The sequence below is a fragment of the Streptomyces sp. CNP082 genome (genome assembly GCF_059570535.1).
This window is the reverse complement of the sequence record NZ_JCANSZ010000005.1, coordinates 125,907-141,717: the sequence shown is the minus strand read 5'-3', so window position 1 is coordinate 141,717 and position 15,811 is coordinate 125,907. Positions and strand designations below refer to the sequence as shown.

10 protein-coding genes are annotated in these 15,811 nt (G+C 76.2%); 5 read left to right on the top strand and 5 right to left on the bottom strand.

Annotation, left to right across the window (positions count from 1 at the left end; all coding sequences use genetic code 11):
* Positions 1–79: 79 nt before the first annotated feature.
* From B124_RS06300 to B124_RS06290, 3 genes are all read right to left on the bottom strand, one after another.
* The gene (locus B124_RS06300; protein WP_496501662.1) at positions 80–2,014 is read right to left on the bottom strand and encodes a vWA domain-containing protein; all 1,935 of its coding nucleotides are present in this window, start codon (positions 2,012–2,014) and stop codon (positions 80–82) included.
* Positions 2,011–3,072 (bottom strand): ATP-binding protein, encoded by a 1,062-nt coding sequence (locus B124_RS06295; RefSeq protein WP_496501661.1) that lies wholly within the window; start codon positions 3,070–3,072, stop codon positions 2,011–2,013. Before B124_RS06295 ends, B124_RS06300 begins: the two co-directional genes overlap by 4 nt.
* Before the next feature lie 274 nt (positions 3,073–3,346).
* Positions 3,347–3,598: a hypothetical protein gene (locus tag B124_RS06290; RefSeq protein WP_047015375.1), complete on the bottom strand. Its 252-nt coding sequence runs from the start codon at positions 3,596–3,598 to the stop codon at positions 3,347–3,349.
* 170 nt (positions 3,599–3,768) lie between these two features.
* Between B124_RS06290 and B124_RS06285 the strand changes: the two genes are divergently transcribed.
* Positions 3,769–4,524 carry a uracil-DNA glycosylase gene (locus B124_RS06285; protein WP_496501660.1) on the top strand — a complete coding sequence of 252 codons (756 nt, stop codon included), beginning with the start codon at positions 3,769–3,771 and terminating at the stop codon, positions 4,522–4,524.
* Between the two features lie 143 nt (positions 4,525–4,667).
* The gene (locus B124_RS06280) at positions 4,668–5,060 is read left to right on the top strand and encodes an MmcQ/YjbR family DNA-binding protein (RefSeq protein WP_496501659.1); all 393 of its coding nucleotides are present in this window, start codon (positions 4,668–4,670) and stop codon (positions 5,058–5,060) included.
* 32 nt (positions 5,061–5,092) lie between these two features.
* Here B124_RS06280 and B124_RS06275 read toward each other — a convergent pair whose 3' ends face one another.
* Both B124_RS06275 and glnII read right to left on the bottom strand, forming a co-directional pair.
* Positions 5,093–8,122, bottom strand: coding sequence for a phosphoinositide-specific phospholipase C-related protein (locus tag B124_RS06275; RefSeq protein ID WP_496501658.1), 3,030 nt, complete (start codon positions 8,120–8,122; stop codon positions 5,093–5,095).
* A gap of 174 nt (positions 8,123–8,296) precedes the next feature.
* Complete coding sequence (gene glnII / locus B124_RS06270) at positions 8,297–9,340, bottom strand: glutamine synthetase (RefSeq protein WP_496501657.1); 1,044 nt, start codon at positions 9,338–9,340, stop codon at positions 8,297–8,299.
* Positions 9,341–9,692: 352 nt separating this feature from the next.
* Here glnII and B124_RS06265 point away from each other — a divergent pair, with 352 nt between their 5' ends.
* The 3 genes from B124_RS06265 (at position 9,693) to B124_RS06255 (ending at position 14,881) form a co-directional block, all read left to right on the top strand.
* Positions 9,693–10,985 (top strand): sensor histidine kinase, encoded by a 1,293-nt coding sequence (locus B124_RS06265; protein ID WP_496501656.1) that lies wholly within the window; start codon positions 9,693–9,695, stop codon positions 10,983–10,985.
* Positions 10,949–11,599 (top strand): LuxR C-terminal-related transcriptional regulator, encoded by a 651-nt coding sequence (locus B124_RS06260; protein ID WP_496501655.1) that lies wholly within the window; start codon positions 10,949–10,951, stop codon positions 11,597–11,599. The genes B124_RS06265 and B124_RS06260 overlap by 37 nt, the downstream gene beginning before the upstream one ends.
* 165 nt (positions 11,600–11,764) lie before the next feature.
* A complete protein-coding gene (locus B124_RS06255; RefSeq protein ID WP_496501654.1) occupies positions 11,765–14,881 on the top strand; it encodes an alpha-N-acetylglucosaminidase in 3,117 nt (1,038 codons plus the stop codon).
* The last annotated feature ends 930 nt before the right edge of the window (positions 14,882–15,811 follow it).

Here is a 15,811-nt window from a genome sequence, read left to right as displayed (position 1 = left end):
GCCGTCGGTACTCCGTGACGGTCACCGTACGCGCAAGCGGAGCCCGGGAGGTGGCGAACGGCCCCGCCCCGCAGCGGCGTCACCGGACGCGGAACACCGGCCCCCGCGCGACGAACGGCAGCGACGCCCCCGCGGGGATCAGATAGGCGTGCTCCCCGCGCACCCGCAGCACGTCGCACATGCCGTCGGTGATCACCAGCACCGGCGCCGCGCGCGGGAAGTCGTCCGCCCGCGCCAGCAGGTCGAGCCCCGGCTGCAGCACCGTGCCGCCGCGGCCCCGGATCCGTACCCGGCCGGCGATCTCCGTCGCCGGCAGATAGCCCGCGTCGTACGGCGTGGCGTCGCAGAAGACGACGCGCGCCGCCGGCACGTCGCGCGCTTCGGCGTACGAGGCGATGGCGCCCAGCGCCTTGCCGAGCAGCGTGCGGTTCATGGAGCCGGAGGTGTCCAGGACGACGCCGAAGGTGCAGCGGGCGACCTCCTCGGGTGGGAAGTAGCGGCCCGCGCGCGGGATGTCGGGGGTGGCGGCCTGCCGGCGGGCGGGGCGCGCGAAGGTGCGCACCGGCTCGGCGCGGGGCACGAACTCGTCGAACCAGCGGGCCAGTTGCGCGTCCCACGGCAGCGGCGGCTGCGCGAGCGCGCGGATCTCCTCGACCAGGCCGGCGGGCAGCAGCCCGCGGCCGTGGTCGCGCTCGTGCAGGTCGAGGCCGCGCTGGAGCCCGCGGCGGTAGAACTCGTCGAGGTCGACGTACGCGGCGGCCGGGTCCCGCGGCACCAGCGGCCCGCCGAGCACGTCGCCGAGCCCCCGGCCGCGCAGGGTGGCGAGGCGGCGGCGCTGCATCCGCAGGTCGGCGGCGAGGCGGTCGTAGACCTCCTCGGCGGACAGGCCGGCGAGCCGCGGGTCGTGCAGCAGCCCCGCGGGCATCTCGCCGACGCGCATCTCCAGCAGCCAGCCGTTGACGACGTAGTCGGCGGCGATGTTGAAGAGGTACGGGTCGCGGGCGCCGCGGCGCTCGCCGTGGCGGAGCGCGGCGTGCAGCATCTCGTGGCCGAGGATGAAGCGCCACTCGTCGTCGGTGTGGTCCCCCCGCGGGTTGATGTAGATCTCGCCCGCGGCGGCGTCGACGGCGGCGACGGAGATGTCGTGCGCGCGGGCGAGTTCGGCGTCGGCGACGAGGGTCATGCCCGCGGCGACGCCGCCGAGGAGCGGGTACGAGGAGACGAACCACTCCAGCGCCCGCTCCCACGGCCGCCGGGGGGTCCGCTGGCCGGTGAGCGAGTCGCGCCGGCCGCCGGCGACCTCCATGGCGGCGGACATCGTCCGGGTGAGGGCGTACGCGAAGTCCTTCTGCCAGTCCGGCGGGGCGGCGCCGGTCCAGTCCTCCCAGGGCAGCAGCAGCACGTCGGGCTCGCCGCCGGCGGCGCCGCAGTGCTCGTACTCCGCGGGGATGCCGTCGCGCCGCCAGCGCGCGGCGAGTTCCTCCTCGCTGCCGCCCGGGTACTGCTCGGGCAGGCCGGGGGGCGGGCGGCCGGTGCCGAAGGTGACGAGGAAGCGGTTGACGACGGTGCAGCGGGCGGCCTGCTCGTACCGGTCGGGCTGGGCGCGCTCGCCGCGGGCGGCGGGGGCGTGGCCGAAGCCGAGGTGCAGCAGGCAGTGGGCCAGCGCCCAGGTCCACTCGGCGGGCTCGGCGCGCCGGGTGGGGTGGGCGTGGACGGTGCCGTCGGAGTCCACCCGGGCCAGGCCGTGGGCGGGGGCGCGCGTCGTGCCGGTGGTCTCCGTGAAGCCCGCGAACCCCGCAGAGCCCGCAGCACCCGCAGCGCCCGCGGAGCCCCGGCGTGCGGAGGACCCGGGCGCCGCCGCGGTGCCCGTACGGTGGACGCGCGCGCCGAGGGCGCGCAGGGCGGGGTTCTGCATGGCCTTGGCGAGCCCGGCGGAGAAGGCGCGGGTGGCCGGGTCGTCGCGGCGCTCCGCCTTGGCCTTGCCGCGCCGGCCCGCGCGGCTCGTACGGCTCACCGGCGGGCCTCCACCAGCCGCGGCATGTCGCGCGCGGCCTCGACCAGGAACCAGGCGGGCAGCACCGGCTGTCCGTCGGCGTCCTCGGCGATGACGGTCTGCGCCACCTCCACGGAGATCTCGGCCAGTTGGACGAGGAGCGCCTTGGCGCGGTACGCGGTCTCGCGCACGGCCGGCGAGGCGTGCTCCTTGCTCGCGGGCAGCTCCTTGACGAGCCGGCCGCGGAACGCCTCCGCGAGGTAGTAGAGCAGGTCGCGGTCCTCGGTGCGGCGGGGCCAGGCGGCGTCGCCCTTGAGGATGGCCTCGACGCCGAACCGGTGCCGCACGATCTTGACGTACCCGCAGAAGGAGACGGCGTGCGCGGGCGTGAGCGTGCCGTGCGCGACGGTCTTGAGGGTGACGTCGTCGAGCGCCGGGCCGAAGGAGTGCAGCGCGTCGGAGAGCATGTGCCACGAGCGCGGGGTGGAGAAGGGCTCCTCGGTCTTCGGCGGCTTGGACCACAGGTGCCCGGGGCGGTCGGTCAGGTACTCCGTCACCCAGGGGTGGATGCCGTGCTCGCCGGCCCAGACCAGCCAGTCGGTCGGGGACGCCTCCAGGTGGACGTGGGCGAGGCGGTTGACGAGGGCGGAGGCCATGGGGCGGGCGAGCGCGTTGTCGGTGGCGCGGTTGCCGGCGCCGATGACGATGCTGCCTTCGGGCAGCTCGTAGTTGCCGATGCGGCGGTCGAGGATGAGGGAGTAGAACGCCTTCTGCACGTCGGGGGTGGCGGCGTTCAGCTCGTCGAGGAAGAGGCAGTACGCCTCGTCGCGGGCGATGGCCTCCGGGGGGCAGAAGACGCTGCGGCCGTCGCGGATCTGCGGGACGCCGATGAGGTCCTCGGGGGCGAGCTGGGTGCCGATGAGGCTGACGCAGTCGAGGCCGAGGGAGGCGGCGAACGTCCGTACCAGCGACGACTTGCCGATGCCGGGGGCGCCCCAGAGGAAGACCGGACGCACGGTGGCGAGGCCGAGCAGCAGCTCGGGGATCCGGGCGGGGGTGACGGTGACGGCTGCCTGCACGCGGCGGGCTCCTGGTTCTGGGTCGGGGTGCGGCGCGCGCAGGGAGTGTGCGCCGTGTCGGGGTGTCCAGTGTGGGCGGTGGACTGGACGCGGCGCAGCCGGTTTTCTCCGGAGCAGGGGCGGGGGGACGGGCGTTGGAGGGTGCGGACGCGTGCGCGCGGGCGCGGGGCGTACGGCCTGGGGGCTCGTGGCTCACGGGCCGGGCCCCGCGCCCGGGGCGCGGTCGGGACGCGGTCACGACGCGGTCGGGGCGGTCGGCCGCGTCAGGACGCGGTCAGATGAGCGGGAGCAGGCTGCGCACCAGCCGGCAGGTGGTGAGCGAGGGCGGGTGGACGCCGATGCGCTCGGCGGTGTGGCGTATCACTTCGTTGCGGGCGCGCTGCGGGGTGTAGACCCCGGTGTCGAGCAGGGCGATGGCGATGCGCATGGCCTTCAGCATGCGGTTGTGCGCGACATACCACTCACGCGGCATACCTGCCGGAAGCGGCTTCTTGGGCAGGGGTGTCGGGGCGTACGCCACTGGCATGGGCGACCTCCTCGGCCTCGTCTTGGCCCGTGTTCACTCCCTCTATGATACCGCCACCGACTGACAAACTCCCCTGGTCAAAGGTCATTTCGGGATACCAGTTCGAATGCACAGAGGGGTACGGGGACCCCGTTCGGCACCGTGCGCCGCCTTCGGGCATGCTGGCACCGATGACCACCACGGACCCCCCGCAGCCCCCGCTCCCCGCCGTCACCGCCCCCCGCACCCGTACCGTCGCCGAGCTGGACGGGCGGCTCGTCGAGTGCCGCGCCTGCCCGCGGCTGGTCGCCTGGCGGGAGGAGGTCGCGGCGGCCAAGCGCAAGTCGTACGCGGACTGGGACTACTGGGGCCGCCCCGTGCCCGGCTTCGGCCCCGTGGATGCCGCGATGCTGATCATCGGCCTCGCGCCCGCCGCCCACGGCGCCAACCGCACCGGGCGGATGTTCACCGGCGACCGCTCCGGCGACGTCCTGTACGCCGCCCTGCACGCCACCGGCCTCGCCAGCCAGCCCACCGCCACCCACCGCGGCGACGGCCTGACCCTGCGCGGCGTCCGCATCACGGCCCCCGTCCACTGCGCCCCGCCCGCGAACAAGCCGACACCCGCCGAGCGCGACACCTGCCGGCCCTGGCTGGTCCGCGAGATCGAGCTGCTGCGGCCGACGCTGCGCTCGGCGGTGGTGCTCGGCGCGTTCGGCTGGCAGGCGGCGCTGCCGGTGCTGGCGGCGGCCGGGTGGGAAGTGCCGCGCCCGCGGCCGGAGTTCGGCCACGGGGCGCGCACGACGCTGCGGCGGGGCGACGGGGGCGCGCCGCTGGAGCTGTTCGGGTGCTACCACGTCAGCCAGCAGAACACCTTCACCGGGCGGCTGACGCCGGCGATGCTGCGGGAGGTGCTGACGGCGGCGGGGAGGGCGGCGGGGCTGTAGCGGGGGCTGCGGCGCGGGGGCCGGTGGGCAGCCCCCGCGCCGGGGCCTCGGGCCGGCCTCAGGCCAGTCTCGGGCCGGCCTTCGGGTACGCCCCGGGGAGGCGCTCGCCGTGCGGTGTCAGTGGGAGCTTCCATACTGGGCCCATGACACCTGACCAGCTTCGCGCCGCCTGCCTGGAGCCGAACGGGGCCGTCGAGGAGTGGCCCTTCGACCGCGAGCGGGCGATCTCCGTCTTCAAGGTCGGCGGCAAGATGTTCGCGCTCAGCGAGCTGGCCGCCGCGCCGCTGTCGGTGAGCCTGAAGTGCGAGCCGGACCTGGCGGTGCAACTGCGCGCGGCGCACCCGGAGATCGTCGGCGGGTATCACCTGAACAAGCGCCACTGGAACACCGTCCGCCTCGACGGCGCCGTGCCCGAGGACCTGGTGCTGGAGATGATCGAGGACTCGTACGACCTGGTGGTGGCCAAACTCCCCCGCGCCCAGCGCCTGGCCCTGGACTGGCCCGGGGAGCGCGAACGCATACCCCCGGGCGCGTAGCCGCCGGGGGCGTAGCCGCCGGGGGCGTCGGCTCAGGGCGTCTCGGAGTTGAGGCGGCGTACGGCGCCGACGGCGTCCCCGAGGGTCATGTGGTTCACGGCCACGATGGTCGGCAGCCGGCCGCGCAGCAGTGCGCACGTCCGGGCCCGGTGGACGATGACGTCGGCGGCGTTGACGGCGGCGGATTCGGCGCGGGGGGCGCCGGTGCCGTGGGTGACGAAGTGGTTGAGGAGGAAGAGCCGCTTGCGGGGGTCGCTGCCGCCGCGGTGGGGGGCGCAGCTCAGGTCGTCGGCGCTGCGGGCGTGGTAGGGGGTCTCGACGGCGTAGTCGTAGAAGTTGCGGTACCAGGGCGCGGGCCCGTCGGCCTCCTCGGCGAAGACCACGAGCCGCCGCCCCGAGCGGGCCATCTCCCCGAGCGTCGGCCAGGGCGCGGCGGGGTCGGGGGCGGGCCGGTGCAGATACGGCCCCAGGCCGGCGGTGCGGAAGGCGCGGGCGGTGTCGCGGGGGGTGACGGCGTCCTGCAGGATCAGGGTCACCACGTCCCGCGGATGCGCCTCCAGCCAGTCGCGCAGCTCGCGCAGTTGCGAGGTGAGGGGGGTGGCGCCCATCCGGCACGCCCCGTGGCACAGCCACGTCCCGGGCCGCGGCCGTACGACGGAGTCCACGGCCCGTACGAGGGTGGCCCGCGCGGCGGCGTCGAGCCCCCCGGTACCGGCGGGCGGCACGAGCCGCTCGGCGGTCTCCCAGTAGTGGGTGTCGAGAAGCAGCGCACGGGCGCCGCGGTCGAGCTGCCCGGTGACGGAGACGTCCTGGTGCGCCCCGAGGAACCCGTCGGGCACGGTGGCCATGGCGTTGTGCGCCCCGACCTGCACGACGCGGTCGTACGGCCGCCCGCACAGGGCGACGTCACCGTTGCAGGCGAGCGCGTCCTCGGAGGGCACCCCGACCAGCACCCACACCTGCGCGACGGCAGCGACAAGCGCGGCAACAACGGCACCCCGGCGCCCCCACCGGGAACGGGACGCCCGGGGCGGGGGTGAGGGGGTGTCGGTGGCGGACAGGGCGGCGGGGGTACGGGTACGCGGAGCCGCGGGGGCCGCGCCCGCGGGGCCGTCGGCGCCCGGAGAGTGGGGCGCCTTCGGCGCGGGTGCCGCAGAGGCGGTACGGCCCGGTGGGGGCGGTGGTTCGTTCACGCCGGTGGCCGGCGGAGCGCAGGGGGCACCCGGGCGCGCCGGGGCGCCGGCCCCCGCAGGGCGGGGCGCCTGCGACGCGGGCGCGGCAGAGACGGTACGGCCCGCCGGGGGCGGTGACGCGGGAGGCCCGGGGGCGGGTGACGGAGCAGCGGGAGGCTGCGCGGTGGAGGGCCGCGGAGTGGCGGCGGACGCCGGTGCCGGCGCGGCGTCGCCCGTGGCCGGCGCGGCATGGCCCGTGGCCGGCGCGGCATGGCCCGTCGCCGGCCCGGCGGGGTCCCCGGCTGACGTGGCCGGGTCCCCGGCTGACGTGGCGTCGTCCGTCGGCGGCACGTCGCGGCCCGCGGTCGGCGCGATTATGCGGTGCGGGTTGTCGCGGACGGTGCCGGGGGCGGGGCGGGCCGGAGCGGGGGGCGCCTGCGTGGACGCGGCGTGCGCTGCCCCGGCGCGCGTGCCCGTGGCGTTTCCGCCCGTGCATGCGGCGCCCGTGTGCGCGGCACGCGGACCCGCGGTGGCCCTGACCGCCGCGAGGGCGCGGTGCAGGGTTCTGCGGGCGGGCGGGGCCGTGGTGAGAGCCAGGGCGGTAGCGGTGAGGGCCAGGGCGAGCAGGGCCGCGGACCAGGTCAGGACCGCCTCGCGGTAGAGCCCGGCCACCACGTCCGCGAGCAGCGCCGACACGCTCGGCGGCAGGCCGTCCGGCACCAGCCCCGCGGCGGTCGGCAGCGTCGCCCACACCGCCGTCCCCGCCGCGGCCGTCAGCACCGCGGCGCCCGCGCACGCAGCCGCGGCGGTACGCACCCGGTGGCGCCCGCGCCGGGCCGCCGCGCGCAGCGCCAGCGCCCCGGCCCCGGCCGCCGCGGCGGCCACCCCGGCGACGGCCCACCACGACGCGGACCCGGCGAGCACGACCCGTACCACCGCCCCGCCCTCCGGCATCCACCCCGGAGACTGCGAAGCGGCGCCCGCCCCCGGATCCGTCCCGGCCCCGGCCTCCACCACCAACGGCACCCGCCGCTCCCCCACCGCACCCCCCGGCACCGCCGACGCCGCCCCCGGCCGCCCCGCCGCATCCCCCGCGCCGCCCCCCGGCGCCTGCGGGACCCCATCGCCCGCCGTCTCACCCCGCGCTTCCGCCGACCACAGGTCCGGCCGTCCCACCGCCACTCCCCGCCCGGTCAACGGCGGTCGCACCGCCGCCCCCGGCCCGCCCCCCACGCTCCCGCCCCCCGCCGACGGCGACGGCCCGCGCGGCTCCGCGCCCGCGCCCGCCCCCGGCAGCAGCTCGTCCAGCGCCGTCATGATGCGGCGCGCCGTACCCGGCGGCCACGTGTCGTGGACGAAGGCCGCGACCGCGCCGCGCAGCGCCGCCGCCAGGGTCGGCGCCTGGCGTGCGGGGGTCACGTATGTGCGAAGGCGGGTGATGAGCTGGGTGAGGCCGCGGGCCGCCGCCGGGTCCGCGTCGGCGCGCAGCGCGCGCAGCCGGTCGCTGCCCGCCTCGGTCGCGCTCTTCGCCACCGGGCCGCGCCACTCGTCACCCGGCGCCGCCCGGCCGGTGCCGGTCAGCGCCTCGACCAGGGCCCGCGCCTGCCGGTCCGCCGCCTGCTCCAGCGCCGGCCGCGGCACCAGCAGCGGCAGGTTGTCGACCACCGTGTCGCTGCGCAGCGGGATGCCCAGCACGCCCGCGCGCAGCGCCCGGCGGACCGCGGGGTCCGGCAGCACCTCGTCGTACACGCGCCGGTAGCCGTCGGCCTCCCGCACCGCGCCCGTGTAGTACGCCGGGTCGGCCACCGTGGACCGGCACACCAGCAGCACCGTCAGCGCACTCAGCAGCGCGGCGGTGACCGCCGTCCAGATCCGCCGCGCCCCTGGCATGCACTCAGCGTCGGCACCTCCCCGGCCGCGGGCCAGCGCAAGGCGCCCGAAAGAGCGAGCGGAAAAAGCCGGTTGCACCAAGCCGGACGGCCGCCGGGAACCACGCGGTGCCCCGCGGCCCGGCGGCCCGAAGCCCGCCCTCAGTCCGGCCCCGGCCTCAGCCGGGCCCCGCGGTCAGTCCAGTCCCGCCTTCTCCAGCGCCGTGCAGCACGTGTCCACCATCATCCGCGTCACCACGTACGGGTCCACGTTCGCGTTCGGCCGCCGGTCCTCGATGTATCCCTTGCCGTCCTTCTCCACCTGCCACGGAATCCGCACCGACGCCCCGCGGTCCGACACCCCGTACGAGTACTCGTCCCACGGCGCCGTCTCGTGCGCCCCCGTCAGCCGGCTCTCCACGCCCGCCCCGTACGCGCGCACGTGCGCCAGCGGCTTGTCGCCCTCGCCCAGCGCCTCGCAGGCGGCGATGATCGCCTCGTAGCTCTCGCGCATCCGCCGGGTGGAGAAGTTGGTGTGCGCGCCCGCGCCGTTCCAGTCGCCCTTCGCGGGCTTGGGGTCGAGGGTGGCGGAGACGCCGAACGCCTCGGCCGTACGGTAGAGGAGCCAGCGCGCGACCCAGAGCTGGTCCGCGACCTCCAGCGGGCTGAGCGGGCCCACCTGGAACTCCCACTGCCCCGGCATGACCTCGGCGTTGATGCCGGACAGGCCGAGGCCCGCCCGGAGGCAGTTGTCGAGGTGGGCCTCGACGACCTCGCGGCCGAAGATCTCGTCGGCGCCGACACCGCAGTAGTAGCCGCCCTGCGGGGCCGGGAAGCCGTTCTCGGGGAAGCCGAGGGGGCGGGAGCCCCGGAAGAAGGTGTACTCCTGCTCGATGCCGAAGACCGGCTCCTGGGCGGCGTAGCGCTCGGCGGCCTCGCGCAGCTCGGCGCGGGTGTTGGAGGCGTGCGGGCTCAGGTCCGTGTCGAGGACCTCGCAGAGCACGAGCACGTCGGCGCCGCCGCGCAGCGGGTCGGGGCAGACGAAGACGGGCTGGAGGACGCAGTCGGAGGAGGCGCCCTGGGCCTGGTTGCTGCTGGAGCCGTCGAAGCCCCAGACGGGCGGCTCGGCGCCGGTCTCGACGATCTTGGTCTTCGAACGCAGCTTGGCGGTGGGCAGGGTGCCGTCGATCCAGATGTACTCGGCCTTGTAGCGCGCGGGGCGGCTCGATGTGTGGCTCACGGTCGTCGTCCTTCGTACCGGGTGCGGGCGAGGCGCAGTCGTCCCGCAGGTGTGCGGTGTTGTCCTGCCGGCAGCGTCGCAAGCTGCGGTTTCCCGACCGTTGCCCGGATGTAAACCCGGTGTGTCCCGGCACGCGGTGCGGCCCTCCCGGCCGGCTCGTACGGCCCCTCGTACGGCCCCTCGTACGGCCCCCCGTACGGCTTCCCGGACAGCGGGGTGGTGCTAGCTACACCCCGGCCCGGGGGTACGGCCCCGTGCCGCCGTCCGGGGCACGCGGCAGACTGTGACGTGCGCCCGGAGAAACGGGCCGCGCGAGGCAGAGCCGCGCGAGGAGCAGAGGGGAAACACGGAGATGATCTTCCGGAACTGGGCGCTCGCCGGCATACGGGCGCTGGCGCTGACGGTGCTGTGCACCGCGGTCTCGATCACGCTCTTCGTGCTGACCCTCGTCTCCGTCGTGCTCATCCCCGTGCTCGGCATCGGCCTGGTCACCACGCCCTGGGTGCTGGAGGGCGTGCGCTGGCAGGCCAACCTGCGCCGGCTGCTCGCCGCGCAGTGGTCGGACGTGCGCATCCCGGCCACGTACCGCCCCTGGCCGCCGAACCTGCAGGGCGGGCCCGTCGGCCAGGCGCAGCGCACCCGCCACCTGCTCACCGACCCGGCGACCTGGCGCGACGTGCGCTGGCTGTTCACCGACATGATCGCGGGGTCGGTCCTCGCCATCGTGACGGTCGCGCTGACCTTCTACCCGCTGGAGGGGTACGTGATCGCCGCCGGCGTCTGGTCCCCCATGACCGGCGGCGGCGACAACACGTACTGGTACGGCTTCGTGCCCGTGTCCTCGCAGAGCACCGCGTTCATGGCCGCCGGGCTCGGCTCCGCGCTGCTCGTCGTCGGCCTCTTCACCAGCCACCGCTTGCTGACCGCGCACTTCCAGATGACCAAGGGCGTGCTGGCGCCGCGCGAGGTCGAGCTGGCCCAGCGGGTCGCGCGGCTGACGGAGACCCGCTCGGATGCCGTCGACAACTCCGCCGCCGAGCTGCGCCGCATCGAGCGCGACCTGCACGACGGCGCGCAGGCCCGGCTGGTCGCCATGGGCATGAGCCTGGGCACCATCGAAGCGCTCATCGAGAAGGACCCGGCGAAGGCGAAGGAGCTGGTGTCGAAGGCGCGCGGCGAGTCCGCCGAGGCGCTGACGGAGCTGCGCGACCTGGTGCGGGGCATCCACCCGCCGGTGCTCGCGGAGCGCGGGCTCGCGGACGCGGTCCGGGCGCTGGCGCTGCGCATGCCGGTGCCGATCGAGGTGGACATCGACCTGGGTACGCCGCCGGGGCGGGCGGCGGAGCCGGTGGAGTCGGCGGCGTACTTCGCGATCAGCGAGGTGCTGACGAACGCCGTCAAGCACGCGCAGGCGGACCGCGTCTGGCTGGACATGGGCTACCGCGACGGCATGCTGCGGATCGCGATCACGGACGACGGCCGCGGCGGCGCGTCGGCGGCCAAGGGCTCCGGGCTCGCCGGGGTGGAGCGCCGGCTGGGTACATTCGACGGCGTACTGGCCGTCAACAGCCCGGTCGGCGGCCCCACGATGGTGACCCTGGAGATTCCGTGCGAGCTGTCATCGCCGAAGACCTCTTCCTTCTGAGGGACGGTCTCGTCCGCATGCTCGAAGCGTATGACTTCGAGATCCTGGCCGCGGTGGACAACGGCCCGGCGCTGGCGCGGGCCCTGGACGAGCTGGAGCCTGACGTCGCGGTGGTCGACGTCCGGCTGCCGCCGTCGTTCTCGGACGAGGGCCTGCAGTGCGCGCTGCAGGCGCGGGCGAAGCGGCCGGGGCTGCCGGTGCTGGTGCTCTCGCAGCACGTGGAGCAGTTGTACGCGCGCGAGCTGCTGGCCGACGAGCGCGGCGGAGTGGGCTATCTGCTCAAGGACCGGGTGTTCGACGCGGACCAGTTCATCGACGCGGTACGCCGCGTGGCGGGCGGCGGTACGGCGATGGACCCGCAGGTCATCTCGCAGTTGCTGAGCCGGCGGGCGGCGCAGGACCAGCCGGTGAACACGCTCACGCCGCGGGAGCGCGAGGTGATGGAGCTGATGGCGCAGGGGCGGTCCAACGCGGCGATCGCGGAGCGGCTGGTGGTCACGGAGCGGGCGGTGGCCAAGCACACGTCGAACATCTTCGGCAAGCTGGGGCTGCCGCCGTCGGACGACGACAACCGCCGGGTGCTGGCGGTGCTGGCGTACCTGGACCGGGGCTGACCGGGGCGCGCGGGAGGCTCGGAGCACGGTCCGCGGACGAGAGCACTGCTCTCGGAGCACCGCTCACCGACCAGAGCACCGCTCACGGAACCGACCCGACGGCCGGTCACTTTCGCCCGTTTCCCTCCGTTGCCCCCTCCCCCCGCGCGTGGCTACGGTCCGCTGATGACGGACATGACACGACGCACGATCCTGGGCACGGCCGGCGCGCTCGGCGCCGGCGCGGCACTCGTCGGCGGGCCGGCGCACGCCCGTAGCGTGCCGGCCGGGGACGGTACGGCGGCCGGCGGGAGGTTCGACGTGGCGGCGGCCCGGGAGGCGCTGGAGCGGCTGCTGCCCGACCACGCCCGGCAGTTCGCGCTCACCGCCCTCGACGGCGCCGAGCGGTTCACCGTACGCAGCCGGGCCGGCCTGATCGAGGTCGGCGGCACCAGCCCCGCGGTGCTCCTCACCGGCGTGCACTGGTATCTGAAGTATACCTGCCGCGCCGTCGTCTCCTGGTCCGGCAGCCAGACCCGGCTGCCGCGCACGCTCCCCGCGCCCGCCGCGCCCGTGGAGCGCCGCGCCACCGTCCCGGCCCGGTTCGCGCTCAACGACACGCACGACGGCTACACCGGCCCGTACCAAGGCTGGCCGCGCTGGGAGCGGTTCCTCGACGTGCTCGCCCTGCACGGCTGCAACCAGGTGCTCGTCACCCCCGGCACCGAGGCCGTCTACCACCGGCTGCTCACGGACTTCGGCTACTCCGACGCCGAGGCCCGCGCCTGGCTGCCCGCACCCAGCCACCAGCCCTGGTGGCTGCTGCAGAACATGAGCGGCTACGGCGGCCCCGTCAGCCCCGCGCTGCTGGCCGAGCGCACCGAACTGGGCCGGCGCATCACCGCCCGCCTGCGCGAGCTGGGCATGTCCCCCGTCCTGCCCGGCTACTTCGGCACCGTCCCCGGCGGCTTCGCCGACAGGAACCCCGGCGCCCGCACCGTCCCCCAGGGCACCTGGTCGGGCCTGCCCCGCCCCGACTGGCTGGACCCGCGCACCGATGTCTTCCGCGACGTCGCCGCCGCGTTCTACCGGCACCAGGAGGAGCTGTTCGGCCCCGTACAGCACCTGAAGATGGACCTGCTGCACGAGGGCGGCGACCCCGGCGACGTGCCCGTACCGGAGGCCGCGCGCGCCGTCGAGACCGCGCTGCAGACCGCCCGCCCCGGCGCGACGTGGGTCATCCTCGGCTGGCAGGAGAACCCGCGGCGCGACCTGCTCGACGGCCTCGCGCACCCCGAGCGGATGCTCGTCGTCGACGGCCTGTCGGACCTGGAGCGGATCAGCGACCGCGAGGCGGACTGGGGCGGCGTGCCGTACGCCTTCGGCACCATCCCCAACTTCGGCGGGCGCACCACTATCGGCGCCAAGACCCACATGTGGGCGGAGCGCTTCGCCGCCTGGCGCGACAAGCCGGGCAGCGCCTGCGCCGGCACCGCGTACATGCCGGAGGCCGCCGAGCGCGACCCGGCGGCGCTGGAGCTCTTCAGCGAGCTGGCGTGGCGGGAGGAGCCGGTGGACCGCACGGCGTGGTTCGAGGAGTACGCCGCCGTGCGCTACGGCGGCGAGGACGCGGCGGCGCGCACGGCGTTCGCGACGCTGCGCGAGACGGCGTACGCGATCTCCAGCGCCGACGGCCGCCCGCACGACTCGGTCTTCGCCGCCCGGCCGTCGCTCGACGCCCTCTCCGGCGCGTACTACGCCACGAAGACCCCGGCCTTCGACCTCGCCGAGTTCGACAAGGCGTTCGGCGCGCTGCTGGCCGTCGCGCCGGCGCTGCGTGCCTCCGACGCGTACCGGCACGATCTCGTCGATTTCGCCCGGCAGGCGCTCGCCAGCCGCTCGCGGGTGCTGCTGCCGCAGCTCAAGGCGGCGTACGGGCGGAAGGACGCCACCGCGTTCCGTACGCTGTCCGACCTGTGGCTGCGGCTGATGGCGCTCAGCGACGAGATCACCGGCGCACACCGCGCTTTCCTCCTCGGCCCGTGGCTCGCCGACGCCCGCCGGATGGCCGCCGACGACGTGGAGGCCGCGCTGCTGGAGCGCACCGCGCGGGTGCTGGTGACCACCTGGGCCGACCGCCCCACCGCCGACGGCGGGCACCTCGCGGACTACGCGAACCGCGACTGGTCCGGGCTGATCCGCGACGTCCACGCGCCGCGCTGGCAGGCGTACCTGGAGGAGCTGCAGGACGCGCTGGCGGCGGGGCGCGACCCTGAGCCCTTCGACTGGTACGCGGTCGAGGAGCCCTGGACGCGGCAGCGCAATCCGTACCCCGAGCGCCCCTCCGGCGACGCGCACGCCCTCGCGCGCCGCGTCCACGACGTGCTCGCCACGGCCCCGTACCAGGGCGTCGTGACCGCCGTCGCCGATCCCCCGGCGCTGGCGCCGGGCGGGACGGGGCGGCTGACGGCCGCGTTCCGCAACATGTGCGGGCTGGCCGCCACGGGTCCGGTGGAGCTGGAGCTGACCGGCCTCGACGCCGCGCCGCCGGGTGCGGTCACCCTGCCGGGCGTGGCGGAGGCGGGGCGGGCGGAGTTCGCGTGGGAGGTACGGGCCCCCGCGGGGCCGCCCGCGGAGCCGCTGACGCCGCTGGCGTACGAGGTGCGCACGGCGTACGGGATGGCGGGGCAGGCCCCGGTGACGGTGCACTCGCCGGGCACGCTGTTCGTCGCGGGCCCGCTGGACGACAGCGTCGCCACGGTCACCACGAACGCCGCCGTCTTCGGCCAGCTCGGCGACCGCTGGGCGGTCGACGGGGGCGGGGCGGACATGTGGAAGGCGACGACGGAGTTCGGCGCGGTCTTCCGGCCGGGGTCGCTGGCCTCCGGCGGCTCGGTGACGCTGACCGTCGACGCGCAGGCGCCGACGGGCCCGTGGGCGCGGGCGGGCATCGTGGCCCGCAACGACCTGCGGACGGCGGGCGCGGCCGGGTTCCTCAACCTGGCGGTGACCCCGGCGAACGGCGTGGTGCTGTCGTACGACTCGAACGGCGACGGGACGCTGGACACGTACCGCCGCGTCGAGGGCGTGACGGCACCGGTCACGCTGCGGCTGACGCGCGCGGGCGGGGAGTTCACCGGTGAGTTCACCGGGGCGTTCTCGACGGACGGCGGGGCGACGTGGCGGACGGTGGCGACGGTCACCGTGCCGGGGACGGCGGGGACGCAGGACGCCGGGCTGTTCATGTCGGCCGCGGCGGGGGTGCGGGGGACGGTGGAGTTCAGCGGGTGGACGAGCAGCTGAGAGGTGCGGGGCCGCCCCGGGGCGGGGTGACCATCTGAGGATTCACTCGTTCAACCCAGCGTGGATCAGCAGGCCGTCACCGCCCGGGGGGCCGCGCAGCCGCCTCCGCCCCCGGACACCGTCTCCTCACCCGTCGACGTCGCGCAGGCCGAGGCCGCGGTCGTCGAGCACTACGCGCACCTGACGCGGCTCGCGTACCTGCTCCTGCCGGCCGAACAGAACCGCGGCAAGCGGGTCCTGGCGGCGCACGGCATGGTGCAACGCTCACTGCCCCGGGGCCGCACGGCCCCGGGGGCCCCGGCGGGCGGCACACGGGGCGGCGGGGTGCGCGGCACCGGGGTCCCGGCGGTCGCGGTGCCGGGACCCCGGACGGACGCCGGCGGGCGGGGCGGCGGCCCGGGGGCTTGGGGCACGGAGAACGCGGACAGCGGGAGCCGTCCGGCGGAGGGCTCCCCCGACGCGGGAGCCGCCGGGGGCCGGGGTCCGGGCACGGCGAAGCCGGGCCGCGCGGACGGAGCCGCGGACACGACGGACACGGACCGCGGGAACCGTTCCGCGACGGGCTCCCGCGCCGCGGACGGCACCACGGACCGCAATCGGCGCGCGGCGAAGCCGGACCGCGGCGACGGACTCACGGACACGGCGGACACGGACCGCCGAAGCCGCTCCGCGGAGGGCTGCCCCACCGCGGACGACGCCCCGTACGGGGATCGGCGCACGGCGAAGCCGGGCTCCGGCAACGGGCTCGCGGGTACGGCGGGCGCGGGCCGCCGGAGGCCCTCCGCGGAGGGCCTCCCCGGTACGGACGCCGGTACGGACGACGGTACGGGCCGGGGGCCCGGTCCGGCGGCGGAGGCGGACGGCACGTACGGCTCGGTGAGCAGCACGTACGGCTCGGCGGACGGTGCGTCCGGCCTTGAGGACGGTGCG